Raw genomic sequence first — 25,863 nt, forward strand, 5'->3', positions numbered from 1 at the left:
GGGTGGGCTTACGCGGCGGCGAGCTTCGCTGCGGAGTCCGCGTCGACGCAGGCCTGGATGACGGCGTCGAGGTCGCCGTCGAGCACCTGGTCCAAGTTGTACGCCTTGAAGCCCACTCGGTGGTCGGAGATGCGGTTTTCCGGGAAGTTGTACGTACGGATCTTCTCGGAGCGGTCGACGGTGCGGACCTGGCTGCGACGGGCGTCCGCCGCCTCCTTCTCCGCCTCCTCCTGCGCCGCGGCGAGAAGCCTGGAGCGCAGGATACGCATCGCCTGCTCCTTGTTCTGGAGCTGGCTCTTCTCGTTCTGGCAGGAGGCGACGACTCCGGTGGGGATGTGCGTGATGCGCACGGCGGAGTCGGTGGTGTTGACGGACTGACCGCCGGGGCCCGAAGAGCGGTAGACGTCGATCCGCAGGTCGTTCGCGTGGATCTCGACGTCGACCTCCTCGGCCTCGGGCGTGACGAGCACACCGGCAGCGGAGGTGTGGATGCGGCCCTGCGACTCGGTGGAGGGCACGCGCTGCACGCGGTGCACCCCGCCCTCGTACTTCAGCCGCGCCCAGACTCCCTGGCCGGGCTCGGTGGCGCCCTGGCCGCCCTTGGTCTTCACGGCGACCTGGACGTCCTTGTAGCCGCCGAGCTCGGACTCGGTGGCGTCGATGATCTCGGTCTTCCAGCCGACGCGCTCGGCGTACCGCAGATACATGCGCAGGAGATCGCCCGCGAACAGCGCCGACTCGTCGCCGCCCGCGCCCGCCTTGACCTCCAGGATGACGTCCTTGTCGTCGCTCGGGTCGCGCGGGACCAGCAGGAGACGCAGCTTCTCGGTGACCTCGTCGCGCTCCTTGTCCAGCTCCTTGACCTCGGCCGCGAAGTCCGGGTCGTCGGCGGCGAACTCGCGCGCGGTCTCGATGTCGTCACCGAGCTGCTTCCAGGTGCGGTACGTCGAGACGATCGGGGTCAGCTCGGCGTAGCGCTTGTTCAGCTTGCGCGCGTTGGCCTGATCGGCGTGGACCGAAGGGTCGGCGAGCTTCGTCTCCAGGTCGGCGTGCTCGCCGACCAAATCCTCGACCGCCTCGAACATCGGGGGCTCCTGGTTCTGCGTGAAGGGGCTGCGGGACGGCAAACGCCGGTCCCGGCCACCCCCTGGTGAGGGCGGCCGAAGACCGGCGCAGGTGGCTCGCTACTTCTTGGCGGAGCCGGCAGCCTTGCCGAAGCGGGCCTCGAAGCGGGCCACACGGCCACCGGTGTCGAGGATCTTCTGCTTGCCCGTGTAGAACGGGTGGCACTCGGAGCAGACCTCGGCGCGGATGGCGCCGCCGGAGATCGTGCTACGGGTGGTGAACGACGCGCCACAGGTGCAGCTGACCTGCGTCTCGACGTACTCGGGGTGGATGTCGCGCTTCAAGGTGTCTCCTAGTTTCGGGAGGGCACCGGGTCGCAGACGCGGGATGCGGATGCGTGAACCGGGGCCGACGTACCAGTCTGCCAGGACTGGCCGCATCTGCCCAAACCGGGGTCGGGCCGGAAGTATTCCCGGCCCGGACCCGGGGGCTCCCCGGGGGCTGCCCGCGGGGTCAGTCGCTGGTGACGACCTTGCCGGCGCTGCCCTTGTCGCCCGCCGACTTGTCGGTGGCGGACTTGGGGATGGGCCGGTCGGCCTTGAGGGCGTCCCAGACCTGCTGGTCGGCCTCTTCCAGGGGCACCACGCGGTTGCGGTCGGCCAGGTCGTACTGGACGGGCAGCGTGACCATCTTCATGTCGCCGGAGCCGATGCCCTTGAGGCCGTCTGCGAAGCCCGCCAGGTCCTTGACCGTGTCCAGCTCGGAGTCGGTGGTGATGGCGCTGGTGGCGGAGTCCGCGAGGTCGTAGAGCTTCTTCGGGTTGCCGAAGAGGTTGATGTCCTTGACCTGGTCCATCAGGGCCTTGATGAAGGCCTGCTGCAGCTGGATGCGGCCGAGGTCGCTGCCGTCGCCGACGCCGTGCCGGGTGCGGACGAGGCCGAGGGCCTGCTCGCCGTTGAGGGTGTGGGAGCCCGCCGGCAGGTCGAGGTGGCTGTCCTTGTCCTTGATCGGCTGCTGGGTGGTGATGTCGACGCCGCCGAGGGTGTCGATGAGCTTCTTGAAGCCCGTGAAGTCGACCTCGATGTAGTGGTCCATGCGGATGCCGGACATCTTCTCGACCGTCTTGACGGCACAGGCCGGGCCGCCGACCTCGTACGCCGTGTTGAACATCTGGCGCTGCCCGCCCGGGTCCACCTTGCCGTCGCCGTCCTTGACCGCGCACTCGGGCCGGGTGATGAGGGTGTCGCGGGGTATGGAGACCACGCTCGCCTTCTTGTGGCCCTTGTAGACGTGCACGATCATCGCCGTGTCGGAGCGGGCGGCGCCTTCGTCCTTGCCGTACTTGGCGTTCTTGCCGGAGCGCGAGTCGGAGCCGAGGACGAGGATGTCCTGGGAGCCGTTGTCGATGTTCTCGGGGCGGTCGGTGCCGAGCGCGGCGTTGATGTCGACGCCCTTGATGTTGCCGTTGAGCTTGAAGTACACGTAGCCGAGGCCGGTGCCCCCGAGGACGACCACGGCGGCGGCGGACCACGCCGTGATGACGAGCGCCTTCTTGCGCTTGCTGCGCGGCTTGCGTCGCCGACCGCCCTTGCCGCGGTGCTTCGGCTTCGCGTCGGCGGGGCTGCTCTCGTCGGTCATGCGCTCCTCAGTCCTCGTCGGTCGGGTACCCCCTGCTTTCAGGGCCAGCTGCGGGTTTTCGTCAATTGTCAGACGTGAAAACCGAAAGAAGGGTTGCACAGCGCCCTGTGAGCGCCCCGAGGTCCGATGGCTACGCACCGTGTGCGTCGTCTCGTACTTTTGGCCCCCCACCTGGGGTTTCGCTCAGGAGAGCGCTACCGCCAGTGACCGTAAGAAACTCTTATCCGTGTGGGCAAGGTCTCTCGGCCGGACCGGTCCTCATCAGGACCGACCGGTCTCTCCATGACACCACGACATACGGAAGGGGCCGGTCCTGTCGCCTGACAGGACCGGCCCCTTGCCGGTCGGGCCGCCCGAGGCGGCCGCGCCGGATCAGTCGTTGCCGTTGCCCGGCGCCGGCGTCGTCTTCTGGATCTGGAGCAGGAACTCGGCGTTCGACTTCGTCTGCTTCATCTTGTCCAGGAGGAGCTCGATGGCCTGCTGCTGGTCGAGCGCGTGCAGCACCCGGCGCAGCTTCCAGACGATGGCGAGCTCGTCGCTGCCGAGCAGGATCTCTTCCTTGCGGGTGCTGGACGCGTCCACGTCCACCGCCGGGAAGATGCGCTTGTCCGAGAGCTTCCGGTCGAGCTTGAGCTCCATGTTGCCGGTGCCCTTGAACTCCTCGAAGATCACCTCGTCCATGCGGGAGCCGGTGTCCACGAGCGCGGTCGCGAGGATGGTCAGCGAGCCGCCGTCCTCGATGTTGCGCGCGGCGCCGAAGAACCGCTTGGGCGGGTACAGCGCGGTGGAGTCGACACCACCGGACAGGATGCGGCCGGAGGCCGGGGCGGCGAGGTTGTACGCACGGCCGAGACGCGTGATCGAGTCGAGCAGTACGACCACGTCGTGGCCCAGCTCCACCAGGCGCTTGGCGCGCTCGATGGCCAGCTCGGCGACCGTGGTGTGGTCCTCGGCCGGGCGGTCGAAGGTCGAGGAGATGACCTCGCCCTTCACCGACCGCTGCATGTCCGTGACCTCTTCCGGACGCTCGTCGACGAGGACGACCATCAGGTGGCACTCGGGGTTGTTGTGCGTGATCGCGTTGGCGATGGCCTGCATGATCATGGTCTTGCCGGTCTTCGGCGGGGCCACGATCAGACCGCGCTGGCCCTTGCCGACGGGCGAGACGAGGTCGATGATGCGGGTCGTCAGGACGCCCGGGTCGGTCTCCAGACGGAGCCGGTCCTGCGGGTAAAGGGGCGTCAGCTTGTTGAACTCCGGCCGCCCGCGCCCGGATTCGGGCGCCATGCCGTTCACGGAGTCCAGACGCACGAGCGCGTTGAACTTCTCGCGGCGCTCGCCGTCCTTGGGCTGGCGCACCGCACCGGTGACGTGGTCGCCCTTGCGCAGGCCGTTCTTGCGGACCTGGGCCAGCGAGACGTAGACGTCGTTCGGGCCGGGGAGGTAGCCCGACGTCCGGATGAAGGCGTAGTTGTCGAGGATGTCCAGGATGCCCGCGACCGGGATCAGGACGTCGTCCTCGGACACCTGCGGCTCGCCCGCGAAGTCCTCGCGGCCGCGACGGCCACGGCGGTCGCGGTAGCGGCCACGGCGGCCGCGGCGGCCGCCGCCCTCGTCGTCGAAGTCGTCCTGCGGGCCGTTGTCGCGCTGCTGGCGGTCCTGCCGGTCCTGGCGGCCGCCCTGCTCCTTGCGGTTGCCGCCGCCCTGCTGGTCGTCGCCCTTGTTGCCGCGACGGTCGCGGTCCCGGCCGCGGCCCTGGCGGTCGCGGCGGCCCTGACGGCCCTCGCCCTCGCCGGAGTCGCCCCGGTCGCCCCGGTCGGCCTTCTCGGTCTCCGTCTTGACGGCGCCGGCCTCGGCCTTCGGCTCGCCCTGGGCCTTGGCCTCGGCGGTCACGGTCTCGGGGCTGCCGGCCTCGGCGGTGACGCGACGACGGCCGCGCCCGCCCGTCGACTTGTCCTCGCTCGCCGGCTGGCCGGGGATGTCGATCTGCTGCTGGGCGGCCTTCGGCTGCTCGGCCGGGGCCGCGGCGGCCTCATCGGACTTGGCGGCCTTGGTCGCGGCGGCCTTCTCGGCGGCCTCGCCGGTGCGCGCCCGCGAGGTGGCGCGGCGCTTCGGCTTGGTCTCGGTGTCGCCGGCGGACGCCGTGGCGGGGGCGCTCTTCGCCGGAGCTCCGCCCGCGGCCTGCGCTTCCTTGATGACGTCGATCAGCTGGCTCTTGCGCATCCGGGCGGTGCCCTTGATGCCCAGGCCCGATGCGACCTGCTGCAGTTCGGCCAGCACCATGCCCTCGAGGCCGGTGCCGCGGCGCCGCCGGGACCCGGCCGAAGCACCGGTGGCAGGCGCCGCGGAGGCGTCCGTGGCGGGCGTGTCGGCAGTCACGCCCATCAGATCGGTGGTGTCGCTCACGAAGGGTCCTTCCCTGGAGCGGACGTCGGCCTGTCTGGCTCGGCGACCGGTTGTGCTGTCCGGCGGTCCTTGGTGTGTGGACCGTGCCGGGGCGGTTGTCCGCCAACGCGGCGGAAGAGTTCACAGATGTGGCGATTCCCGCTGCCGGGCCACTGAGGTGCGGTGGTCACTCGGCTCGGTCACGCCGGTTCCGGAGCGTGCTCGGCACCGCTCAGTGCGGGGCACAGAGCAGTTTGGGAGGCTCCCGGAAGGATGGATGTCCCGGACGGGGACACAAAGCACCTCGCCATGGTGGGGTCGGGTGCAGACTTGAGGTTAACACTACCGGATCCAACAAACATTCCCCCTCTCCAAATCCGGACTCCGCGGGTTTGCCGCCGTCCCCGTGTCAGGGCGCAAGCGGCAGCACGCTCGCTCCGGTGGCGTCGAGCGCCAGGCGGTTCGCCGCCCAGCCCTCTCCCGCCAGTCGTGCGACCTTGTCGGCCGCACTGTCCTCGGCCAGCGCGAGGACCGTGGGTCCCGCGCCGGAGATCACCGCGGGCACGCCGTCGGCGCGCAGGCGCTCCACCAGGGCGGCGCTCTCGGGCATGGCCGGGGCGCGGTACTCCTGGTGCAGGCGGTCCTCGGTGGCGGGCAGCAGCAGCTCGGGGCGCCTGGTCAGGGCCTCGACGAGCAGGGCGGCCCGGCCCGCGTTGGCGGCCGCGTCCACGTGCGGGACGGAGCGCGGCAGCAGTCCGCGGGCGGTTTCGGTGAGCACGGGCTTTCCGGGGACGAAAACCACCGGAACGATGGAATCAGCGGGTTCCATCCTGATCGCGCGGGCCGCGGAGCCGTCCATCCAGGACAGCGTGAAGCCGCCGAGCAGGCAGGCCGCGACGTTGTCGGGGTGGCCCTCGATCTCGGTGGCCAGCTCCAGGAGCGCGGTGTCGTCGAGCTTGCTGTCGCCGCCTATGGTCACCGCGCGGGCGGCGACGATTCCGGCGCAGATGGCGGCGGAGGAGGAGCCGAGGCCGCGGCCGTGCGGGATGCGGTTGGCGCAGACGATCTCCAGGCCGCGCGGCTGCCCGCCGAGCAGGTCGAAGGCGGTCCGCAGGGACCGCACGAGCAGGTGCGACTCGTCGCGGGGCAGGGTCTCGCTGCCCTCGCCCGCGATGTCGATGCCCAGGCCGGAGTCGGCGACGCGGACCACCACGTCGTCGTAGAGCCCCAGCGACAGGCCCAGGGCGTCGAAGCCCGGGCCGAGGTTCGCGCTGGTGGCAGGCACGCGCACCCTGACGGCGGCGGCGCGGAAGGCGGGACCGGCCATCGCTCGTTGACTCTCCTTGAGCTCTGATGTGTGGAGGACTTGCCGCCTGGACCAGCACTCGTCCGGCATGGGACGGCAGCGCCCGGAAGCCGTCTCTGCGGACGGCACCACGGCATATGCGGCGGCATATGCGGGGTGGGTTGCCTACAGCCTATCGAAGGAAGGTTCTGTGGCGACATAGGGCGCACAGGAGGCGCACGATGCGTGTCGCGAGCCCCCTGTGCACCCCCTGTGGGGAGTTGAGAGGTTTGGGCGTTACGCCAGACCGAGGCGCTCCGCCGCGGCGGCCGCGTCGACCGGGACCGTGACCGGCTGCGGAGCACCCGCGACGGCCCAGTCCGGGTCCTTGAGGCCGTTCCCCGTCACCGTGCACACGATGCGCTGCCCCTCGTCCACCTTGCCCTGCTCGGCGGCCTTCAGCAGACCGGCGACGGACGCCGCGGACGCGGGCTCGACGAAGACACCCTCCTGGGACGCCAACAGCTTGTAGGCGCGCAGGATCTCACGGTCCGTCACCTCGTCGATGAAGCCGCCCGACTCGTCCCGCGCGGCGAGCGCGTGCTGCCACGAGGCCGGGTTGCCGATGCGGATCGCGGTGGCGATCGTCGAGGGGTCCTTGACGACCTCGCCGCGCACGATGGGCGCGGAGCCGGAGGCCTGGAAGCCCCACATGCGCGGAGTGCGCGTCGACACCGCGTCGGCGGCGTACTCCTTGTAGCCCTTCCAGTAGGCGGTGATGTTGCCCGCGTTGCCGACCGGCAGGACGTGGATGTCGGGCGCGTCGCCGAGGGCGTCGACGATCTCGAAGGACGCCGTCTTCTGCCCCTCGATGCGGAACGGGTTGACCGAATTGACCAGCGCCACCGGGTAGTTCTCGGAGAGCCCGCGCGCGAGGTTCAGGCAGTCGTCGAAGTTGCCGTCGACCTGGAGGATCTTCGAGCCGTAGACGAGCGCCTGGCCCATCTTGCCGAGCGCGATCTTGCCCTGCGGCACCAGGACGGCGCAGACCATGCCCGCGCGCACCGCGTAGGCGGCGGCCGAGGCGGAGGTGTTGCCGGTGGAGGCGCAGATGACGGCCTTGGCGCCCTCCTCCTTGGCCTTGGTGATCGCCATGGTCATGCCGCGGTCCTTGAAGGACCCCGTCGGGTTGGCGCCCTCGACCTTGAGGTGGACCTCGCAGCCCGTGCGCTCGGAGAGCACAGCCGCGGGCACGAGCGGCGTACCGCCCTCGCGGAGCGTCACGACCGGCGTGGTGGCGGAGACCGGGAGGCGGTCCCGGTACTCCTCGATGATTCCGCGCCACTGGTGGGTCATTGCTGCTTACTCCCCTTCAACCCGCATGATGCTGGCGACACCGCGCACGGTGTCGAGTCGGCGCAGCGCCTCGACGGTACCGCTGAGGGCGGCGTCGGGCGCGCGGTGGGTGACGACGACGAGGGACGCCTCGCCGCCCTCGGCCGAGACGCCCTCGGCCGAGACGCCCTCGGCGACGCTGCTGTTTCCTTTGCCCGTCTGACGGACGGTGTCGATGGACACGCCGTGCTCGGCGAAGACCGTCGCCACCTGGGCGAGCACGCCCGGCTTGTCGGCCACGTCGAGGCTGATGTGGTACCGCGTGACGACCTCGCCCATGGAGCTCACGGGCAGTTGCGTGTACGCGGAGTCGCCGGGCCCGGTGGCCTCGCCGAGCTTGTTGCGGCAGACCGCCACCAGGTCGCCGAGTACGGCGGACGCGGTGGGCGCGCCGCCCGCGCCGGGGCCGTAGAACATCAGCTGACCGGCGGCCTCGGCCTCCACGAAGACCGCGTTGTAGGCCTCGCGGACGCTCGCGAGCGGGTGGCTGAGCGGAATCATCGCGGGGTGCACGCGCGCGGTGACGGAGCCCCCGTCGGCGGCCCGCTCGCAGATGGCGAGGAGCTTGATGGTGCAGCCCATGCGCTTGGCGGAGGCGAAGTCGGCGGCGGTGACCTCGGCCATGCCCTCGCGGTAGACGTCGTCGAGCCGCACCCGCGTGTGGAAGGCGATACCGGCGAGGATCGCGGCCTTGGCTGCGGCGTCGAAGCCCTCGACGTCGGCGGTCGGGTCGGCCTCGGCGTACCCGAGGGCGGTGGCCTCGTCGAGGGCCTCCTGGTACCCGGCGCCCGTCGAGTCCATCTTGTCGAGGATGAAGTTCGTGGTGCCGTTCACGATGCCGAGCACGCGGTTGACCTTGTCCCCCGCGAGCGACTCGCGCAACGGCCTGATCAGCGGGATCGCACCGGCGACCGCCGCCTCGTAGTACAGGTCGCGGCCGTGCTGCTCGGCCGCCGCGTGCAGGGCGGCGCCGTCCTGGGCGATGAGCGCCTTGTTCGCGGAGACCACGGAGGCGCCGTGCTCGAACGCGGTGGTGATGAGGGTGCGGGCGGGCTCGATGCCGCCGATGACCTCGACGACCACGTCGATGTCACCGCGTTTCACCAGCGCCGTCGCGTCCGTCGTCACCAGCGCCGGGTCGATGCCCGCGCGCACCTTGGAGGGGCGGCGGACGGCCACCCCGGCCAGCTCGACCGGGGCGCCGATCCTCGCTGTGAGGTCGTCGGCGTGCGTCGTCATGATGCGCGCCACCTCTGAGCCGACAACCCCACAGCCCAGCAGCGCCACCTTCAGCGGACGCGTACGCATCATCCGACCTCGTTTCCTTACTCCAACTGCGGTGGGACCAGTCTCACCCACCGGTACGGTGTTTCTGACCATAGTCCGGATCGTGAGACACGTATTTCACGAACCGGGAGCATTTCGGGGTGGTGTCACCCACGTCGAGCGGGGTGGCCTCACCCCGCGTCGAGCGAGGTGGTCTCACCCCACGTCGAACGGGGTGGTCTCACCCCACGTCGAGACGGAGCAGGTCCTCCTCCGTCTCCCGGCGCACGATGACACGGCCCGCGCCCTCGCGCACCGCCACGACCGGCGGGCGCAGCGCGTGGTTGTAGTTGCTCGCCATCGAGCGGCAGTACGCGCCGGTCGCGGGCACGGCGATCAGGTCGCCGGGCGCGAGGTCGGACGGCAGGAACGCGTCGCGCACGACGATGTCGCCGCTCTCGCAGTGCTTGCCGACGACGCGCACCAGCATCGGCTCGGCCTCGGACGACCGCGACACGAGCGCGACGCTGTACTCGGCGTCGTAGAGCGCCGTACGGATGTTGTCCGACATCCCGCCGTCGACGGAGACGTACGTCCGCAGCCCGTCCAGCGGCTTGATGGTGCCGACCTCGTACAGCGTGAACGCCGTCGGGCCGACGATGGCGCGGCCCGGCTCGACGGAGAGGCGGGGCGTGCGCAGCTGCGCCGCCGCGCACTCGCGCGTCACGATCTCGCGCAGCGCCGTGGCGATCTCGTGCGGCTCGCGCGGGTCGTCGTCCGAGGTGTACGCGATGCCGAGGCCGCCGCCGAGGTCGATCTCGGGCAGCTCCACGCCGTGCTCGTCGCGGATCTCGGCGAGCAGCGACACCACGCGGCGGGCCGCCACCTCGAAGCCCGCCGTGTCGAAGATCTGCGAACCGATGTGGCTGTGGATGCCGATGACCTCCAGGCCGTCCAGCTTCAGCGCGCGCCGCACGGCCTCCGCGGCCTGTCCCCCGGCGAGCGCCAGGCCGAACTTCTGGTCCTCGTGCGCGGTCGCGATGAACTCGTGCGTGTGCGCCTCGACGCCGACCGTCACCCGGATCTGCACCCGCTGGCGCTTGCCGAGCCGGTCCGCGATGTGCGCGACCCGCACGATCTCCTGGAACGAGTCGAGGACGATGCGGCCGACGCCCGCGGCGACGGCACGCTCGATCTCCTCGGGCGTCTTGTTGTTGCCGTGGAACGCGATCCGCTCGGCGGGCATGCCGGCGTCGAGCGCCGTCGTCAGCTCACCGCCCGAGCACACGTCCAGGTTCAGGCCCTCCTCGTGCAGCCAGCGCACGACGGCCCGGGACAGGAACGCCTTGCCCGCGTAGAACACGTCGGCGTCCGGTCCGAAGGCTTCGCGCCAGGCCTGGCAGCGGGCGCGGAAGTCGGCCTCGTCGAGGAAGTACGCGGGCGTGCCGAACTCCTCGGCCAGCCGCTTCACTTCGACGCCGCCGACGGTGACCGTGCCGTCTTCGGCGCGGGTGACCGTGCGGGACCAGACCTTGGGGTCCAGGGCGTTCAGGTCGGTGGGCGGAGCTGTGTTCGCTGCCGAGCGCCCCTCGGGAAGGACGTCTCCGTGGCGCGGGCCTGCGGGGTGTGCGGAACGGCTCATGGCTCTTCTGGCTCTTCTCGTCTCACAGGTATTCGGGCGCGCTGATGCCGAGCAGGGACAGGCCGCCTGCGAGCACCGTCCCGGTGGCCTCGGCGAGCGCGAGCCGGGAGCGGTGGGCGGCCGAGGGTTTCTCGTCGCCGAGCGGCAGCACGGTGTGGGCCTGCGCGAGGAAGGCGTCGGCGGTCCGGACGAGGTGCCGGGTCAGGCGGTCCGGGGCGTGGCGGCGGGCTGCGGTCGCCAGGACGGTGGGGTGGTCGCCCAGGGCCCCGAGGAGGTCGTGCGCCGACGCGTCGGTCTCCCCCGGGGCCGCCGTGAAGCCTAGGTCGGCCGCGTTGCGCGTGAGCGCGCGGGTCCTCGCGTAGGCGTACCGGATCCGGAACAAGGGGTTCGACTCGTGCTGTACGAGGTGCTCGGGGCCGGTGTGGGGGCGGTCGTGCGGGGCGGGGTGCAGCAGGGCCCAGCGGGCCGCGTCGGGGCCCAGGGCGAGGGGGTCCGGGGCGCCGGGGGGTGGGGGGACGGGGCGGAGGGTGGTCGGGGGCGTGGAGAGTGCCGGGGATGTCGGGGCTGCCGACGGCCTCGGGGATGTCGAGGGCATGGAGGGACTTCCGTACGCGTCCACGCGCACCCCTGCGAGCTCCACCCACCGCTCGTCCGGCTGTTCGTCGCTCGTCACGCGTACGTCGACGCCCTGCGAGCGCAGAATCCTTCGTGCGGCGTCGGCCACGACGAGTGCGCGCAGCTCGTGCGGGGTGTGCAGCTGGACCAGGGCGCCGGTGCCCGGGGCCACGTGGCCGTAGCGCTCTCCTCGCTCGCGGATGTCCGCTACGACGGCGGGGGTGCTGTGGGGGGCCAGGGTGATGCTGACGAAGCCCGGGCCGGTGACGTCGGCGCGGGCGATGCCGGGCTCGGCGGTGAGGTGGGCGGAGATGACCTCGGCGACCCGGCGCGGGGGCGCGCCCGCCTCGCCTGCGATCCGCAGTGCCAGGTTCGTCGCGTAGTCCCCCGTGCCGCCCGGCCGTGGACGCTCCACGTGGGCGTCCTGCGGGACGGTGGCGGTGAGCTCTCCGGCGTCCACTGCGCGGCGCATGGCGCGCAGGACGGTGCGGGAGAGCTGTGCCGGGGTCACGGGACAAGGGTATGGGAGGTGGGGGGTGGGGTGCGCAGGGGTTTCTGGCGGGGGCGCCTGGGTCGGGGGGCCCGGGGGGCGGGGCCTGGCGTCCGGCTTCCGGTCCGGTGGGGGTGGGGTCCCTGCCAGTCGCCCCTCCGCTGTGGGCAGCTGGGCCGTCAGGGGCGATGGGTCCTCGCCGAGGCTCCGGTGGGACCTAGGGGCAGCCCGGGACCGCGGAGGGGTCCGGGGTCCAGTCGCAGGGGCCCCGGCCCCGGTCGGCCAGCTGCCGCACGATGCCGAGGAGCTCAGCAGGCTCGAACGGCTTCGCCAGGAACGCGTCGACTCCGACCTCGAGCCCCGCCTCGACCTCGTACTGAGTACACGCACTGACGACGACGAGCGGAAGCCCTCGCGTCCGGGGATCGGACCGCAGCCGCGCGGCAGTCCTAAGTCCGTCGAGCCGCGGCATCACCACATCCAGCGTCACCACGTCGGGCCGCACCTGATGGACGACATCCAGACATTCGGCACCATCAGCCGCGGTCACGACCTCGAAGCCCTCCAGCTCGAGATTGACCCTGATCAGTTGCCGGATGACCTTGTTGTCGTCCACAACAAGCACACGGCCGGACGCGCCTGGCACAACTTGAGAGTAGGTCGACGGCCACCATCGCGTCCGGGTTTTGCCGACTTCTGCCACTTGCGGGGGAGCCGCAACGACCCGCCGAGGTCCGGACCAGCGCCGACGCACGCACCCCGGCCACCGAGCACGACACCGTGTTGCCGAACACGCGGACGCCCGCTGGCGCCGCCCCACGCACCCCACGGGAATCCGCCGGCCCCGACCGGGGCGGGTACGCTCCGCAACGCCCCACGCACCGCGAGAGACCCCGCACAGGGAGAGCCCGTCATGTCGACCTTCGTTGTACTCGACCTGGAATTCACGACATGGCCGGAAGCACTCGCGCAGGACTGGTCGGCACCGGGCCAGTACCGCGAGATCGTCCAGATCGGCGCCCTGCGTCTGCGCCACGACTTCTCCGTGGTGGAGGAGTACGAGACCCTGGTCCACCCGGTGATGAACCCGCAGCTGTCCCCGTACTTCACCGAACTCACCGGCATCACCCAGGAGTCGGTGGACCGCGAGGGCCTCCCACCGGCCGAGGCTCTCGGTGACTTCCTGTCCTTCTGCCAGGACCAGTCCGTGCTCTCCTACGGCAACGACATGGTCGTCCTCGGCGAGAACGTCGCCTGGGCCCGAGCCCGCGGCGAGCACATCAAGAGCTCCTTCCTGAGCGCTGGTTTCCTCAATGTCCGTCCCTGGCTGAACACCGTCGCCCCGGAGACGGCGAACTCGAACGTGGGCCGCCTGTGGCAGGTCTTCGGCCTGCCCGAGCCGAGCGCGGGCAGGGAGCACTCGGCCCTTTTCGACTGCCATTCCTTCGCGGTGGCGTTGAGGCATCTGCACACCACCGGTGCCTCATTGCCCCAGCCTTTCCTCTGACACGACCTGCGGCGCGAACTCGTCGACGGCGTCCAGGAAGGGGCGGATCAGAGGGTTCCGGCTCGCCGTGGGCCACATCGGGCCGTAGTCGACGGCTCGACGAGTGGCTGGAGGAGGGAGAGGTGACGGGTCCGCCGCACCGCAGGAGACTTCCGGCGACGGCGCGGTTCCGTGGATCGCCGCGGGGATCGGCGGAGTTGCCGTGGCCGGCGCCGTCACCGGGATGTGGCGCCACCGCCGCCGCGCCGGCTGAGACCGAGGCGGCCGGGGCCGGGCCGACAGCCGTACCCGTCCGCCCCGTTCACGGCGTCCCGCTCCCCTCCCGGTGCGGCTTCAACAGGTGCTCCCAACCACGGTGGAGGGCATCCCATTCCTCCTCGCACCCCTCGCTCCGGTCCCGCGTGAGGACGGTGCCGTCGACGAGGCGCTCATGGGTCTTGGGGCGGGCCCCGTACAGCCAGCACCGGTAGTTGGCCGCGCGGGCCGCATCCGGGGAATGCTCATCGGAGAAGTCGATGTCCTCCAGGTCGCCGTCCTCGGCGTACAGGTGGTAGGTGTCGGCCACGGCGGCGAGCTGCCGCTGCCCGTGCGCGCCCTGCCGTATGAGCTGGTACGCGGCCAACTGGTCGGCCACGTCCTCCTCCCGCCCGACGAAGGGCAGTTCCCACTTGTCGATCAGCGCGTGCGCGCCCTCGTGGTACACCGTCTCGCGCAGCGCGCCCTCAGCCCGCTCGTCGAGATCCGACCGGTCCGCGCCCCGGAGCAGGTCGCGTGTTTCGCCGACGAACTCGTAGCAGACGACGATTCGCCCCGTCTCCGGGTCGTACTCGGCCTCGGCGTCCTTGCAGGACTTGGCTGTCATCGTCACGCCGCCGGGCAGCCGGTACTGTTCGGCCAGCGAACTGCGCACCTCTTCCAGGACGCGCCGCTTGCGCAGGAACTCCGCCTCCGCACCACTCCCCCGCTTCGGCGTCTCGTACGAGATGCCCCACGCGGCAGGTTCGGCGGCCCGGGGGGTGCCGGGCGCACACGCCGACATCACGCCGACGGCAGCGCCGACCAACGCGACAACCCTAGAGGCCCTGCGCCGCGGCGCCGACGGACAGCGGAAGAAAGATGCCATACGCGACATTCTCCCAGTGCCGGTTCCAACCGTGCGGCGGGCCTGACGCAGGCGGCGGCCATGCCTCACTCCAAGATCCAGCTCAAAGGTGGCGTCGGCAAGGACGAGTACTACCGCACACCGCTCCTCCGGTTCAGGTCCGCGCAACTGGCACGCGCGGCGACAACTGCCCTCGGCACATTGCACCAACTGCCGACTGGCCGTTCTCTATCCGGTCGTGTGCTCGGTCTGCTTCGAACGGGGTCATGGTTGGCTGGCGTCGGGGCATGAAGGAAGGGCCTCCTGGTAGCTCGCGGTTGTCGAGTCCAGCGAGAAGCAAGAGGCCCTGTTGTCGAAGTGCCGCGTGGTCGTGGTTGCCGGGTCCAGTCCGTCCACTCCTGGGTGTGACTGTCTCGTCCATCGGTTCGGGAACGCCGCCGACCGGCCGGAACACGGCCCCCGGTACGAGGCGGACACAAGCGATGCCGAGTGGGCACGGGCGCGGGATCTGCTGCCGGTGCCGGCCTGGCTGGCAGGCCGGGGCGGTCGCCCGGAGGGCTACAGCCACCGGCAGATGATCGACGCCGTGCGCTATCTCGTCGACAACGGCATCAAGTGGCAAGTTATTGAGAATCGGGGCAGGAGCCTTACCTTTCGGTGAGTTGGGTGAGGGGGATGAAGCTCGTGGTGGTGCCGAGCTCTTTGGGGGTAGGGCCAGCCGGAGTTGGGATGTCGCTGAGCCGTTCCGCTAGGGCGGCAACCGTGTCCGCACCGGCCAGTATGGGATCTGTGCCTTCAACTGCACAGAACCGCAGGTGGTCCTCGACCGCCCGCCCGTACGCGTCGATCGTGTTGGAAGCCCGCCCGATGTTCGCCATGAACTGCAGTCACCGTCGGGCCAGTTGATGTTCAGCGAGAGTGGGGAACTTGCCCCACGGGATGGGGGCCATGACAGCAGGCTAGTAGTTGCGACCGTGCCTACTTGCGCACGTGGAAGCGCAGCATGGTGACCCCGCCCGACTGGACGTTGCTGAACGGTTCCAGGTCGATCCGGTCGAGGCCCGGCGGCGCGAAGCGGACGCCGTCGCCGAGCAGCACCGGCAGCACGTACACCAGGATCTCGTCGACGAGGCCGCGCTGCAGGCACTGGGAGGCCACGTCGGCGCCGAGGATCTCCAGGTTCTTGTCGCCGGCGGCGCGGCGTGCCGTGGCCACGGCCTCCTCGATGCCGCAGGTGAGGAAGGTGACGTTGGGGTCCGGCTCGTCGGGCGGGCGGTGGGTGAGGACGAACTGCGCCCCGCCGTCGTAGTCGGTGTTCTCGTCGGACATGCGCTTGCCGACCTCGTACGTGCCCCGGCCGATGAGCATGGCGCCCGTGGCCGCCATGACCTCCGGGAACGTCGCCGACGTCATGTGCTCGAAGATCCAGTCCATCGTGTGGCCGGGACCGGCGATGAACCCATCGAGGGACATCACCCTGTTCACGACCACTTTGCCGGTGCCCGCATCCGTCATGCGTCTTCTCCAAGCAGGTGGAGGGCCGGGATCGCATCATAGGTCGGTGAGCAACATCTTCTCCGGCGGCAGCCACGACCTGGACCTGTCCAATGGCGCCACCGCGGTGTTCATCGACGTGCTGATGCTCGCCGTGTCCGATCTCGCGTCCGAGGACTGGGACTTCCGCTTCGCGGCGCTGCTGACCCTGCAGGACCAGAACGTCATGGGGCGCGGTGCCGTCGGGTTCGACCTGGCGGAGTTCGACTGGGGTGCGACGGAGTGGGAACGCGCCCGCGCGAAGGACTTCGTGCTCCGTGCCACAGCACTCGCGGCGAGCGGACATCGCTGGAGCGAGCTGGACTACCACCCGCCCCGCGTCCATGACTACCTGCACCGCTTCACGACCATGGTGGAGTCCTTCACCCCGCCCGCCGACAGCAGCGCCGCGCGCGGCTTCCCCGGACCGGAGGAGGCCGCGATGGCCTCGTGCGTGCGCCACCGCGTCCTCAGCGCGCTCCCGCTCTGGGACGGCTGCTTCCTCTGCAATCGGCCGCACTACTAGCCCGGCTCGAGTCCGCATAAGGCGGGCGATGCCCTGCGACTTCCCACCCTGGCCACGGGTGTATGCCTTCTTCGCCCGCCGGCGGGATGCGGGGCTGGTGGCCGAGCTGCACGACCGGCTGCGCGAGGGCCGTCCGCCGGGCGGAGGGCCGCGATCAGGAGCCGAGCGCGGGGGTCGTGGACTCGCAGTCGGTGAAGGCTGACGCCACGGTCACCCTCGCTCCACGGGGATACGACACCGGGAAGAAGATCAACGGGCGCAAGCGCCACCTGCTCACGGACACGCTCGGCCTCCTGCTGGCCGTGGCCGTCACACCGGCGTCGACGACCGACCGGGACGCCGCCCGCATCCTGCTGCCCGCAGCAAGGAAGTGCTTCCGGCGGCTGGCGCGCAGCCGGGCCGACGGCAGTTACTCCGGCCACCTCACCGACTGGACCGCCCAGCACCTCGGAGTCGTCCTCGACATCGTCCGCCGCAGCGACGATGCCAGCGGCTTTGAGGTCCTGCCTCACCGCTGGGTCGTGGAGAGATCCTTCGCCTGGCTCCTGCGCAGCCGGCGCCTGGTCCATGACTACGAACGGCACACCGAGACCAGCGAAGCCGTGGTCCTGTGGTCGATGACCATGCTCGTGGGCCGCCGTCTGGCATTCCAGCGCCAGGAACCTGTTCCGGTGCCGGCGGCATGAACCTGCCCGGTTTCTCCTCGACCAGCCAGCCGCGTCCCCAACCTCACAGGGCAATACACTCAGCTCCCCGCTGGCAGGTCGCCCGTACGACCTGCGGCACGCCTGCATCACGCGCTGGCTGAATGCCGGGGTGCCCATTGCCGAGGTGGCCCGCCGCGTCGGCAACTCGCCAGAAGTGATCCACCGCCGCTACCACGGCTGTATCGACGGCCACGAAGAAGCGGCCAACTCGAAGATTCTCTCGGCACTGGAGGCGGATGGCGACGCCGTGCAGGAGGACAACTGCTCGACGAACCTCCAGCCGCGCAGAGATTACCGGAGGTTCTTCGAGATTCGACCCGACCTGTCAGACTCGTGCGATGGTGCCACTGACTATCGCCGCGGGGTAGACGTCCCTCCCAGCCGTCGCTGTTATCGCGGCATGCGCTCTGGCCTTCACAGTCGCCTCGTTCTGGTGGCTCAATGCTCGACAAGGCCGATTGCAGGCGTGGGAACCAATGACATTTTCTGCGGCGGTGACACCTTCCCAGTCACGCCTCCGATTCCCGGTCGTCGTGTACAACACCGGCGCTAAACCCATCGCCATCGGAGATCTGCGGCTTTCTTTCCTCGACGAACATACGCCGAAGGCACCCCTGCCGTGGACGTCCCTTAGGACGCATCTGCTCCCAGCATCAGACGACCATTTGGGAATGCCCGCCGTTTTCGCGGTACCTGGCCGAACAGCGGAACGATCGTTCATTGAGTTCGGTACAAGCAGTCCTCGATATCTAGTACCCGAGGCCCGCTCATACCGAGTCAGAGTTGAAGGCCTTTTGGGTAAGGGTGACAAGTGGCACTCGCTTGTCACCTTCACCTGGGACACGGCAGGTCCCGCGCGCCCGACTAACTAGGTTGCATACCGAAACTCAGCAGAGGCAGTAGTAGGGAGAAGGGCCGGAGAAGGCAGCGGCCGAGCTAGATACTGTGGCTACCAAGGCGGTGGAACGGGGTGGAATGCCAGAAGGGAGGGGTTTCACCGAATCCTGATTACTATTCCAAATCGAGTACAGACCAGTACTGCAGCTGATGCGGTCAGCAGCCTTCCGAGTCAAGGGCCCTTTTTGGGGGCCGCCCGTTGCTCCGGCTCATCACCTATCGAGATGCTGAGTTTGAGGTCGCGCAGACCCGCAACACGGGCGCGTGTCGCTTGACCCGTGTCGTAAGTCAGTACCGTAACCTCGCGCCCTGACAGCGGTTGGATCGCAAGCGCTCTGTTAACGATCTCATCGTCATTGATCGGTAGCCGTACGTGCCCTGGCGGGTCGAACAAAAGCTGAACGGTGACTTCGCCACGTCGCACACCGGTGGTTCGTTGCACTTCCGCGTCCGGCTTGCGCAGTACAGCCTGTTGGGTGTCCTGCTGGAAGATCCGGTCAAGCACGGCGAGCGTGTAGCCTGCTCGCCACCGAGCGTGCGGAGTCTTGCTTTCCTTGAGCTGGTCCAGCTCGTCCACGACGACCATGGGCACGATGAGGTGAATGGAGCGATCCTGGACGCCCAGCAGTTCGGCAAAGTCAGCCTCTTCCAACCTGTCGGGGTGCTTGACGTAGAAGCTGCTGTCAGCCACTACCGGAACCCCGCGCAGTTGCCACCGCTGCAACTCCTGGCCAAGCGCCTCAACAGCCGCTGTGAACTCCGTAATTCGTTGCTGCAGTTCAGAGTTCAACATCTGCTCAACGATTTCCCAGATCGGCCCCGTGCCGAAGTGTCCCGGGCTTGCGAGTAGCTGCTGGTACCGCCTGGTCAGCACCAGACGCTCAAGGTCGGCTGCGCCGATCAATGAATCCAAATGAACAACCGCGCTGTTCGTCCAGTTTAGGTATGCCAGGTACCGGTGGTAGCCGCGCGCCCTTCCGGAATGGACTTCCGAAGCCTCTTGACACACGTCGCTAAGCGCCTGGTGCAGGCGCTTACGGTCAACGCCAGGTAGTGGACTTACGAGCATTCCCACACTGTGACAGCTGGCCGTACTGCGCACACCCAGTTTCCTGCGGCCCACAGGCCGATGCCACTGTCGGCACCAAGCACGTTCGCGATGCCCCTGCCTCCGGATGGCCAGCTTGTCGCGCTACCACAGGCTCGACTGTCGAATCCGGCTAGCCGGAAGGTGGTACCACTCGTCAGTCGACGTCGTCGCGCGTATCGGAGGTGTGTCGCGAACGCTGAGAGACAACGAGAGAGGGCGGGAGTCAGTGAGACTGGCTCCCGCCCTCTTCTGTCGGCATCCGCACAGGTCACATACCAACTTGGGTAGGTGATCCGGCGAGTGCCCCCGGCAGGATTCGAACCTGCGCACACGGCTCCGGAGGCCGTTGCTCTATCCCCTGAGCTACGGGGGCGTGTCGGCCGCTGTGTGGCGGCGACGGGTAGAACCCTACCAGCTTCGCGGGGGTCGGCATGAACGGGTATTTGTGCAGCGTCCGGGGGGCCTGGCGGGGCGCCCCGGACGGGTTGCGGGCGGGGGTCAGGGCTTGCGGGCGACGCCTGCGTAGGCGTCGGCCGCGACGGTGGTGTCCGTGGTGGGGTCCGGGCGCCAGTGGGTGACCTGGGTCACTCCGGGGTCGGTGAGGGTGAGGCCGTCGAAGAAGCCGGTGATCTCCTCGACGCTGCGGACGTAGTAGGGGATCGCACCGCTCTTGTTGTACGCGTCCGACGCCGCGATCATGCCCTCGCTCGTGGACGTCGAGTCGCTGATCACCAGGTAGCTGCCCGAGGGGAGCCCCGCCATCAGGCGGTTCACCAGGTCGCGCGCCTCGTCGTACGAGGAGACGTGGCCGAGGGTGTTGAGGATCATGAGGGCCACGGGGCGGGAGAGGTCCAGGGTCTCGGCCGCCTTCGCCAGGATCGTCTCCGGCTCGTACATGTTCGCGTCGATGTACGACGTGACGCCCTCCGGCGTGCTCGTCAGGAGCGCGCGGGCGTGGGCCAGGACCAGGGGGTCGTTGTCCACGTACACGATGCGCGCGTCGGGGGCGACGCGCTGGGCCACGTCGTGGGTGTTGTCCGCGGTCGGCAGGCCCGTGCCGACGTCCAGGAACTGGCGGATCCCCTGCTCCCCCGCCAGGTGGCGGACGGCACGGCCGAGGAAGTGGCGGCTGGTGCGGGCCACGTCCACCAGGCCCGGAAAGATCTCCTTGATCTGATCGCCCAGCTCACGGTCCTTCTCGTAGTTGTCCTTGCCGCCCACGAAGTAGTTCCAGAAGCGCGCCGAGTGCGGCTTGCTCGTGTCGATCCGTGCGCGTATCTCGGCGGACGTTTCGAGTCTGGGGTCGGAGCCTGACACGGGGACCTCCTGCGGTGCTTGGGCCGTTCGGCCGTGCGATCAACTCGCAACCTAGCAAGTGGATCCCAGGTCAGGGGGGCGGGATCGGGGTACTCAGGCGGCTCCGAGTATCACAGCGGATGTCCGGCGCCGGCCCGCGGCGCGACTCTTGCGGGCATGACGAAACCTCTGCGCAACCTCAAGTGGGCAGTACTGCGAGGTCTGTTGAGCACTGTCGGACGGTCCTCGCGCGGCATCCGGATCGGCTATCGGTACGGCTTCGACAGCGGCACCATGCTCGATTACGTGTACGTGAACCGTGCCCACGGCGCTCTTGGCCTCGGGCGTCTCGTGGATCGCGTGTATCTGAACGCCGTCGGGTGGCGCGCCATCCGCTCGCGGCGTGAGCTGCTTCAGGACGTGCTGCGGGAACAGGTCGCCGCGCGGCCCGATCGTGAGGTCCTCGTCCTCGACGTCGCCGGCGGTCCCGGCCGCTACCTCCAGGACCTGGCCGCCGCCCACGGGCCCCGGCGCGTGCGCGCGGTCTGCCGGGATCTCGCCGTGGCCGGGCTGCGGCAGGGCGAGCGGCTCGCCCAGGAGCGCGGGATCACCAACATCTCGTACGAGACCGGGGACGCGCTCGACCCCAAGGAACCGGACGCGGGCGCCCCGGACGTCATCGTGGTGTCCGGGCTCTACGAGCTGCTGCTCGACGACGACGTCATCCGTGCCTCCATCGAGCGGCTGCGCGGTCTGCTCGCGCCGGGCGGCACCCTCGTCTTCACCACCCAGACCCGCCATCCCCAGCTCGACTTCATCGCCAACGTCCTGCCCAACAGGGACGGGCAGCTGTGGGTGATGAAGTGCCGGGACGTCGCCGAGACGGAGGGGTGGGCCCGCGCCGCCGGGTTCGGTGAGGTGGTCAGCCGGCGGGAGGGGGTGGGGTTGTTCACGGTGACGGTTTGTGGGGCGGGTGGTGCGGACGGGGGGCCTGGAGCCGTGGCGGCGGAGGCAGAGAGGTAGGAGAGGTAGGGGAGGTAAGGGAGGCAGAGATGATAGAGGTGGCTGGTGTTGCAGGGGCGTCCGGGTGAGGCCGGGGTCGCCGTGGGCGTCCGTCAGGCCGACGCCCACGTCCGTCACGCCGACGCCCGCTTCGTCGCCTTCTTCTGCGGCGTCGCCTTCTTCGACGCCGCCTTCTTCGCCGTTGACTTGGTCGCCGTTGACTTGGTCGTCGCGCCCGCTGCCGTCCGCTTCGCGGTGCTCTTCTTCGTCGTGCTCTTCTTCGGGGCCGCCGCCTTGGCCTTCGACGCGGTCTTGGCCGTCGACTTCTTGCCGCCCACCTGCTTGGGGGCCGCCGGGGACGACTTGCGGGTGGAGGCCGTCCTGCCGGACGGGGACTTCTTGGTGCGGGAGCGCAGGGAGGTCACCTCGGCCTCCTGCTCCGCGTCGGATTCGCCGCGGGCCGTGCGCGCCGCGCGGACGCTGTTCTCCAGGGCCGCCATCAGGTCGATGACCTTGCCGCCGCCCGGCTCGGCCGCCGGGGCGGGGGTGTAGGTGCCGCCGCCCTCGACCTTCGCGGCGATCATCTCCTCCACCGCCGCGCGGTAGTCGTCGTGAAGGGATTCGAGGTCCACCTCGCCGAGGGTGTCCATCAGGGCGTCGGCCAGGTCCAGTTCGGCGTCGCGGACCTTGACCTCGGTCTCCGGCGCGACGGACGCGGCGGCGCGGATCTCGTCCGGCCAGAGGAGGCCGTGCATCGCGATCACGTCGTCCACGACCCGCAGCATGCCGAGCCGTTCGCGGCCGCGCAGGGCGAACTTGGCGATGGCGACCTTGCGGCTGCGCTTCAGCGCCTCGCGCAGGAGTGTGTACGGCTTGGCCGCGGGTACTCCGTTGGCCGACAGGTAGTACGCCGTGTCCATCTGGAGCGGGTCGATGCGGTCGGCGGGGACGAACGCGACGATCTCGATCGTCTTCGCGGTCGGGATCGGCAGGGCGGCCAGGTCGTCCTCCGTGATCGGGATGATCGAGCCGTCCGCGTCCTCGTACCCCTTGCCGATCTCCGCGTTCGTCACCTCGCGGTCCTCCAGCTCGCACACCTTGCGGTAGCGGATGCGGCCGCCGTCCTCCGTGTGGATCTGACGGAAGGAGATCGAGTGGTTCTCCGTGGCGTTCACGAGCTTGATCGGGATGCTGACCAGGCCGAAGGAGATGGCGCCGTTCCATATGGACCGCATGTGGAGCACCTTTCGGCAGCCGGGAGGGGAGGAAGGAGGCTTTTGTCATGGTTTCATGGGATTCTCATCGTATGACGCCCATCACCGAGGTGGAGGGGCGAAGGCTCGCGCTCAGCAATCTCGACAAGGTCCTCTACGCGGAGAGCGGCTTCACCAAGGGTGAGGTGCTGCACTACTACGCCACCGCCGCGGATGCCCTGCTCCCCCACCTGCGCGACCGGCCCGTGTCCTTCCTGCGCTTCCCCGACGGGCCCGCAGGGCAGACGTTCTTCGCCAAGAACGTGCCGCCGGGCACGCCCACCTGGGTGCGGACGGCCGAGGTGCGGCGGTCGGACGGACTCTCGCGGCAGATCCTCGTACCGGACCTGGCGACGCTGATGTGGGCGGCGAACCTGGTCACCGAGTTCCACACGCCGCAGTGGCGGACGGACGCGCCCGGGCTCGCCGACCGGCTCGTGCTCGACCTCGATCCCGGGCCGCCCGCGAGCGTCGTGGAGGCCTGCGAGGCGGCGCTGTGGCTGCGGGAGCGGCTGGTGGCCGACGGGTTCGCCGTGTACGCCAAGACGTCGGGCAGCAAGGGGCTGCATCTGCTCGCGCCGCTGCGGCCGACGCCCAGCGAGGACGTCACGGCGTACGCGAAGGGTCTTGCCGTGGCCGCCGAGCAGGCGCTGCCGCGGCTGGTCGTGCACCGGATGACGCGCAGCCTGCGGCCGGGGAAGGTGTTCGTCGACTTCAGCCAGAACGCCGCGGCGAAGACCACGGCGACCCCCTACACCCTGCGGGCCCGGCCCCAGCCGACCGTGTCCACACCGGTGACCTGGGACGAGGTGGAGGCCTGCCGGGAGCGGCGGAATCCGGGGCTGCTGGTCTTCCTGGCGACCGACGTCGGGGCGCGTCTGGAGCGGTACGGGGATCTGCTGGGGCCGCTGCTCGACCCGGAGGGGGGCGGGGTGCTGCCGGATTCGGGGTGAGGCCCGGCCGGGCGGGCGCCCCGGTCGAGCGGGCGCTCGGGGTGGGCCCCGGTCGAGCGGGCGCCGAGGTGAGCCCCGGTCGAGCGGGGGCCGGGGTGAGCCCGGCCCCCGCCCCGTGCGTCAGACCCGCTTCCACGTCCGGCGGTCGCGGGCCAGCGCGTGCAGCGCCTCGACGTCCGCCGGTTTGAGGACCCCGCCCGTGCGGGCCAGCGCCGGCAGGTCCTCCTCGCGCAGCACCCGCACCTCCCGGGGCGGCACCGCGACCTCCACGTCCACCGCCCCCACGGGCACGAGCACCGCCCGCACCTCCGCCGTCAGGGCGAACGACACCCGCCCCGCGTCCGCCCGCAGCTCCCGCAGCAGGGGCCCGGGCTGCCCGCGCCCCACGGCCACCATCGGGTCGGCCATCCGCACCCGCTGCCTGCGGGCCGGTAACGCCCGGACGCAGAAGAGGCCGCCGGGGCCGATCAGGAGGTGGTGCACGCGGCGGCCGCCGGGCAGGCCGATCGAGTGCAGGGTGTGCCAGCCGACCGCGTCCAGGCGGTCGAGGGCGTCGCCGACCGCGGTCTGCGCCGCGAGCGCCCGGTGCCGGGGGTCGGACCGCAGCCTGCGCGCGGGCGGCGGGTCGCGTTCCAGGTCGACGCGCAGGACCTCGCCGGGCCGGTTCGGGGCGAGGTCGTCGTCCGGGTGGAGCGTGAGCCTGGCCAGCTCGGCGGGGGTGGGGACGGGTGGTGGTCCCACCGTGACGTTGCCCGTCAGGAACGGGCCGAGAGCGTCGAGGACATCGGCTTCCCGGTCGGCGCTCAGCAGGTTCACGCGGGCGGTGTCCCTGTCGTACCAGGCCACGTTCCCGCCGTCCGGCCTGCATACGTAGAGCCGCTCCTGACCGTGCCTCCAGGCCGGTACGACACGAAGTCCGCTCATGCCCCATCACCCCATGACCATGGGAGCAGCCCGGGCACCGCTCCGGCAAGAAGCCGGCGGCGCTCCGCGGAAGTCGGGGGCGATTCGCCCTGTGTTCGCCACCCCGGCCGGGTCCGCGCCCCCTGTCCCCGCCCATCCCGTAACGGCACCGCTCGCACAGCTATGGCCCCCTGTTACAAAGTCGTCGAAGCGCCGCAATGGCGGACACCTAGCGTCGTCCTTGTCACTGCCCGCCGCAGAGCGCAAGGAACGTCCCGTGAGCAATCGTCGCCGTACCTCGGCCCTCCGTACCGCCGTCGTCGTCACGTTCGCCGGCGGTGCGCTGCTGCTCCCGGCCACGGCCGCCCTCGCCGCGTCCCCGTCCCCCACCGCCGCGCACTCCCCCGCCGCGGCCCCGCACTCCCCGGCCCCCGCGCCCGCCGCCCGCCTCACCGACGACACCGCCGCGACCCCCGAGGGCGGCGTCAAGGCGGGCGCCACCGGGGTGCGGGACGCCGGGGATCCCGCGTTCCTGGTGGCGGGCGGCGCCATGGCGGCCGCGGGGGCGGCGGGGCTCGGCTTCGCGATGATGCGCCGCGGGCGCACGGACGCCTGACCGGCACACGTCCAAGGAGCCCCCGTGCACACCCCCACCCCTCGCGAGGGCGAGGCCGCCGAGCGGGAAGCCCACCCGGCACGCCCCCGCCGCCGTCTCGCCGCCGCCGCTGCCCTCACCGCCGCCGTCGGCGTCGGCCTCATCGCCTGCGGGCAGGGCGGTGGCTCCGGCGCCCCCGCGCCCGACGTCGCCGTCAAGAACGTCACGACCACCCGGGCCAAGCAGGCGCCGCCTCCGATGGCGGAGTCCAGGCCGACGGGTCTGCGGATCCCGGCGGCGGGCGTGGACGCCACGGGGATGCTGGACCTCGGCATCGGCGAGGACGGGGCACTACAGGTGCCGCCGGCCTCGAAGGCGGAGCTGCCCGGCTGGTGGACGGGGGGCGTCACCCCTGGCCAAAAGGGTGCGGCGGTCGTGGTCGCGCACTACGACACGGCGGCCGGGCCCGCGCTCATGCGGAACGTCGCGAAGGTGCGGGCCGGTGACCGGATCATGGTGCCGAGGGCGGACGGCTCCACGGCGACGTTCGAGGTGCGCGAGATCCAGCAGGTCGGCAAGGAAGACTTTCCAACCCATAAGGTGTACGGGGCGACCGACCGCCCGGAGCTGCGCCTGCTGACCTGCGGCGGCCCGATCAAGGACGGTCACCGCACCGACAACATCATTCTTTACGCCGACCTCGTGCGGTGAGGCCGCG

25 protein-coding genes and 1 tRNA gene are annotated in these 25,863 nt (G+C 70.3%); 9 read left to right on the forward strand and 17 right to left on the reverse strand.

Annotation, left to right across the window (positions count from 1 at the left end; translation table 11 throughout):
• Nucleotides 1-8: 8 nt before the first annotated feature.
• The 10 genes from prfA to QUY26_RS11985 all read right to left on the reverse strand — a co-directional run bounded on the left by prfA (nucleotide 9) and on the right by QUY26_RS11985 (nucleotide 12,535).
• Nucleotides 9-1,085 (reverse strand): peptide chain release factor 1, encoded by a 1,077-nt coding sequence (prfA, locus tag QUY26_RS11940; protein ID WP_289945810.1) that lies wholly within the window; start codon nucleotides 1,083-1,085, stop codon nucleotides 9-11.
• A gap of 99 nt (nucleotides 1,086-1,184) precedes the next feature.
• Complete coding sequence (rpmE, locus tag QUY26_RS11945) at nucleotides 1,185-1,409, reverse strand: 50S ribosomal protein L31 (RefSeq protein ID WP_138961823.1); 225 nt, start codon at nucleotides 1,407-1,409, stop codon at nucleotides 1,185-1,187.
• A 169-nt stretch (nucleotides 1,410-1,578) separates the two neighbouring features.
• Nucleotides 1,579-2,703: an LCP family protein gene (locus tag QUY26_RS11950; RefSeq protein ID WP_289945816.1), complete on the reverse strand. Its 1,125-nt coding sequence runs from the start codon at nucleotides 2,701-2,703 to the stop codon at nucleotides 1,579-1,581.
• 372 nt (nucleotides 2,704-3,075) lie between these two features.
• The gene (gene rho, locus QUY26_RS11955) at nucleotides 3,076-5,109 is read right to left on the reverse strand and encodes a transcription termination factor Rho (RefSeq protein WP_289945817.1); all 2,034 of its coding nucleotides are present in this window, start codon (nucleotides 5,107-5,109) and stop codon (nucleotides 3,076-3,078) included.
• Between the two features lie 388 nt (nucleotides 5,110-5,497).
• On the reverse strand, nucleotides 5,498-6,415 hold the full coding sequence (gene thrB / locus QUY26_RS11960) for a homoserine kinase (protein ID WP_289945819.1): 918 nt from the start codon (nucleotides 6,413-6,415) through the stop codon (nucleotides 5,498-5,500).
• Between the two features lie 255 nt (nucleotides 6,416-6,670).
• Nucleotides 6,671-7,729, reverse strand: coding sequence for a threonine synthase (thrC, locus tag QUY26_RS11965; protein WP_289945821.1), 1,059 nt, complete (start codon nucleotides 7,727-7,729; stop codon nucleotides 6,671-6,673).
• Between the two features lie 6 nt (nucleotides 7,730-7,735).
• Complete coding sequence (locus tag QUY26_RS11970; protein WP_289945822.1) at nucleotides 7,736-9,079, reverse strand: homoserine dehydrogenase; 1,344 nt, start codon at nucleotides 9,077-9,079, stop codon at nucleotides 7,736-7,738.
• A 196-nt stretch (nucleotides 9,080-9,275) separates the two neighbouring features.
• Nucleotides 9,276-10,676 (reverse strand): diaminopimelate decarboxylase, encoded by a 1,401-nt coding sequence (lysA, locus tag QUY26_RS11975; protein WP_289945824.1) that lies wholly within the window; start codon nucleotides 10,674-10,676, stop codon nucleotides 9,276-9,278.
• Between the two features lie 22 nt (nucleotides 10,677-10,698).
• On the reverse strand, nucleotides 10,699-11,802 hold the full coding sequence (gene nrtL, locus QUY26_RS11980; protein ID WP_289945825.1) for an ArgS-related anticodon-binding protein NrtL: 1,104 nt from the start codon (nucleotides 11,800-11,802) through the stop codon (nucleotides 10,699-10,701).
• Between the two features lie 196 nt (nucleotides 11,803-11,998).
• Nucleotides 11,999-12,535, reverse strand: a complete 537-nt coding sequence (locus QUY26_RS11985; RefSeq protein ID WP_436840307.1) for a response regulator — start codon at nucleotides 12,533-12,535, stop codon at nucleotides 11,999-12,001.
• 159 nt (nucleotides 12,536-12,694) lie between these two features.
• On the opposite strand from QUY26_RS11985, the gene QUY26_RS11990 reads away from it, so the two are divergent.
• Entirely contained in the window at nucleotides 12,695-13,288 is a 594-nt protein-coding gene (locus QUY26_RS11990) for a 3'-5' exonuclease (protein WP_289945829.1), read from the forward strand.
• Nucleotides 13,289-13,589: 301 nt separating this feature from the next.
• On the opposite strand, the gene QUY26_RS11995 is transcribed toward QUY26_RS11990, so the two are convergent.
• Complete coding sequence (locus tag QUY26_RS11995) at nucleotides 13,590-14,351, reverse strand: DUF4344 domain-containing metallopeptidase (protein WP_289945832.1); 762 nt, start codon at nucleotides 14,349-14,351, stop codon at nucleotides 13,590-13,592.
• Between the two features lie 409 nt (nucleotides 14,352-14,760).
• On the opposite strand from QUY26_RS11995, the gene QUY26_RS12000 reads away from it, so the two are divergent.
• Nucleotides 14,761-15,051 carry a transposase gene (locus tag QUY26_RS12000; protein ID WP_289955660.1) on the forward strand — a complete coding sequence of 97 codons (291 nt, stop codon included), beginning with the start codon at nucleotides 14,761-14,763 and terminating at the stop codon, nucleotides 15,049-15,051.
• Between the two features lie 317 nt (nucleotides 15,052-15,368).
• Here the strand turns inward: QUY26_RS12000 and QUY26_RS12005 are convergent, their stop codons facing one another.
• Nucleotides 15,369-15,905: a dihydrofolate reductase family protein gene (locus tag QUY26_RS12005; RefSeq protein ID WP_289945834.1), complete on the reverse strand. Its 537-nt coding sequence runs from the start codon at nucleotides 15,903-15,905 to the stop codon at nucleotides 15,369-15,371.
• A gap of 46 nt (nucleotides 15,906-15,951) precedes the next feature.
• Between QUY26_RS12005 and QUY26_RS12010 the strand changes: the two genes are divergently transcribed.
• The 3 genes from QUY26_RS12010 to QUY26_RS41155 all read left to right on the forward strand — a co-directional run bounded on the left by QUY26_RS12010 (nucleotide 15,952) and on the right by QUY26_RS41155 (nucleotide 17,709).
• Nucleotides 15,952-16,449, forward strand: a complete 498-nt coding sequence (locus tag QUY26_RS12010) for a hypothetical protein (protein ID WP_289945836.1) — start codon at nucleotides 15,952-15,954, stop codon at nucleotides 16,447-16,449.
• A 62-nt stretch (nucleotides 16,450-16,511) separates the two neighbouring features.
• Complete coding sequence (locus tag QUY26_RS12015; protein WP_289945837.1) at nucleotides 16,512-17,135, forward strand: transposase; 624 nt, start codon at nucleotides 16,512-16,514, stop codon at nucleotides 17,133-17,135.
• Between the two features lie 130 nt (nucleotides 17,136-17,265).
• A complete protein-coding gene (locus QUY26_RS41155) occupies nucleotides 17,266-17,709 on the forward strand; it encodes a hypothetical protein (protein ID WP_436840308.1) in 444 nt (147 codons plus the stop codon).
• A 516-nt stretch (nucleotides 17,710-18,225) separates the two neighbouring features.
• Here the strand turns inward: QUY26_RS41155 and QUY26_RS12025 are convergent.
• The 3 genes from QUY26_RS12025 to QUY26_RS12035 all read right to left on the reverse strand — a co-directional run bounded on the left by QUY26_RS12025 (nucleotide 18,226) and on the right by QUY26_RS12035 (nucleotide 20,460).
• Nucleotides 18,226-19,122 (reverse strand): PIN domain-containing protein, encoded by an 897-nt coding sequence (locus QUY26_RS12025; protein WP_289945841.1) that lies wholly within the window; start codon nucleotides 19,120-19,122, stop codon nucleotides 18,226-18,228.
• Between the two features lie 322 nt (nucleotides 19,123-19,444).
• Nucleotides 19,445-19,516: transfer RNA gene (locus tag QUY26_RS12030), tRNA-Arg, on the reverse strand.
• 125 nt (nucleotides 19,517-19,641) lie between these two features.
• The gene (locus tag QUY26_RS12035) at nucleotides 19,642-20,460 is read right to left on the reverse strand and encodes an SAM-dependent methyltransferase (protein WP_289945845.1); all 819 of its coding nucleotides are present in this window, start codon (nucleotides 20,458-20,460) and stop codon (nucleotides 19,642-19,644) included.
• Between the two features lie 156 nt (nucleotides 20,461-20,616).
• Here QUY26_RS12035 and QUY26_RS12040 point away from each other — a divergent pair, with 156 nt between their 5' ends.
• Nucleotides 20,617-21,462, forward strand: coding sequence for a class I SAM-dependent methyltransferase family protein (locus QUY26_RS12040; RefSeq protein ID WP_289945848.1), 846 nt, complete (start codon nucleotides 20,617-20,619; stop codon nucleotides 21,460-21,462).
• A gap of 113 nt (nucleotides 21,463-21,575) precedes the next feature.
• Here the strand turns inward: QUY26_RS12040 and QUY26_RS12045 are convergent, their stop codons facing one another.
• The gene (locus QUY26_RS12045) at nucleotides 21,576-22,676 is read right to left on the reverse strand and encodes a Ku protein (protein WP_289945852.1); all 1,101 of its coding nucleotides are present in this window, start codon (nucleotides 22,674-22,676) and stop codon (nucleotides 21,576-21,578) included.
• Nucleotides 22,677-22,747: 71 nt separating this feature from the next.
• Here QUY26_RS12045 and ligD point away from each other — a divergent pair, with 71 nt between their 5' ends.
• A complete protein-coding gene (gene ligD, locus QUY26_RS12050) occupies nucleotides 22,748-23,647 on the forward strand; it encodes a non-homologous end-joining DNA ligase (RefSeq protein ID WP_289945854.1) in 900 nt (299 codons plus the stop codon).
• Between the two features lie 120 nt (nucleotides 23,648-23,767).
• Here ligD and QUY26_RS12055 read toward each other — a convergent pair whose 3' ends face one another.
• On the reverse strand, nucleotides 23,768-24,571 hold the full coding sequence (locus QUY26_RS12055) for an NERD domain-containing protein (protein ID WP_289945856.1): 804 nt from the start codon (nucleotides 24,569-24,571) through the stop codon (nucleotides 23,768-23,770).
• A 256-nt stretch (nucleotides 24,572-24,827) separates the two neighbouring features.
• On the opposite strand from QUY26_RS12055, the gene QUY26_RS12060 reads away from it, so the two are divergent.
• Nucleotides 24,828-25,166 carry a hypothetical protein gene (locus QUY26_RS12060; RefSeq protein WP_289945858.1) on the forward strand — a complete coding sequence of 113 codons (339 nt, stop codon included), beginning with the start codon at nucleotides 24,828-24,830 and terminating at the stop codon, nucleotides 25,164-25,166.
• Nucleotides 25,167-25,190: 24 nt separating this feature from the next.
• Nucleotides 25,191-25,856: a class F sortase gene (locus QUY26_RS12065; protein WP_289945860.1), complete on the forward strand. Its 666-nt coding sequence runs from the start codon at nucleotides 25,191-25,193 to the stop codon at nucleotides 25,854-25,856.
• The last annotated feature ends 7 nt before the right edge of the window (nucleotides 25,857-25,863 follow it).

The sequence above is a fragment of the Streptomyces flavofungini genome (genome assembly GCF_030388665.1).
In the GTDB taxonomy this organism is placed as follows: Bacteria; Actinomycetota; Actinomycetes; order Streptomycetales; family Streptomycetaceae; genus Streptomyces; species Streptomyces flavofungini_A.

What these genes read in the sequence shown, in the direction of transcription:
- prfA (WP_289945810.1), bottom strand. Translation starts at nt 1,085, where the DNA reads ATGTTCGAGGCGGTCGAGGATTTGGTCGGCGAGCACGCCGACCTGGAG.
- QUY26_RS11950 (WP_289945816.1), bottom strand. Translation starts at nt 2,703, where the DNA reads ATGACCGACGAGAGCAGCCCCGCCGACGCGAAGCCGAAGCACCGCGGC.
- thrB (WP_289945819.1), bottom strand. Translation starts at nt 6,415, where the DNA reads ATGGCCGGTCCCGCCTTCCGCGCCGCCGCCGTCAGGGTGCGCGTGCCT.
- thrC (WP_289945821.1), bottom strand. Translation starts at nt 7,729, where the DNA reads ATGACCCACCAGTGGCGCGGAATCATCGAGGAGTACCGGGACCGCCTC.
- QUY26_RS11970 (WP_289945822.1), bottom strand. Translation starts at nt 9,079, where the DNA reads ATGATGCGTACGCGTCCGCTGAAGGTGGCGCTGCTGGGCTGTGGGGTT.
- lysA (WP_289945824.1), bottom strand. Translation starts at nt 10,676, where the DNA reads ATGAGCCGTTCCGCACACCCCGCAGGCCCGCGCCACGGAGACGTCCTT.
- QUY26_RS11990 (WP_289945829.1), top strand. Translation starts at nt 12,695, where the DNA reads ATGTCGACCTTCGTTGTACTCGACCTGGAATTCACGACATGGCCGGAA.
- QUY26_RS12005 (WP_289945834.1), bottom strand. Translation starts at nt 15,905, where the DNA reads ATGACGGATGCGGGCACCGGCAAAGTGGTCGTGAACAGGGTGATGTCC.
- QUY26_RS12015 (WP_289945837.1), top strand. Translation starts at nt 16,512, where the DNA reads ATGCCTTCTTCGCCCGCCGGCGGGATGCGGGGCTGGTGGCCGAGCTGC.
- QUY26_RS12025 (WP_289945841.1), bottom strand. Translation starts at nt 19,122, where the DNA reads ATGCTCGTAAGTCCACTACCTGGCGTTGACCGTAAGCGCCTGCACCAG.
- QUY26_RS12040 (WP_289945848.1), top strand. Translation starts at nt 20,617, where the DNA reads ATGACGAAACCTCTGCGCAACCTCAAGTGGGCAGTACTGCGAGGTCTG.
- QUY26_RS12045 (WP_289945852.1), bottom strand. Translation starts at nt 22,676, where the DNA reads ATGCGGTCCATATGGAACGGCGCCATCTCCTTCGGCCTGGTCAGCATC.
- ligD (WP_289945854.1), top strand. Translation starts at nt 22,748, where the DNA reads ATGACGCCCATCACCGAGGTGGAGGGGCGAAGGCTCGCGCTCAGCAAT.
- QUY26_RS12055 (WP_289945856.1), bottom strand. Translation starts at nt 24,571, where the DNA reads ATGAGCGGACTTCGTGTCGTACCGGCCTGGAGGCACGGTCAGGAGCGG.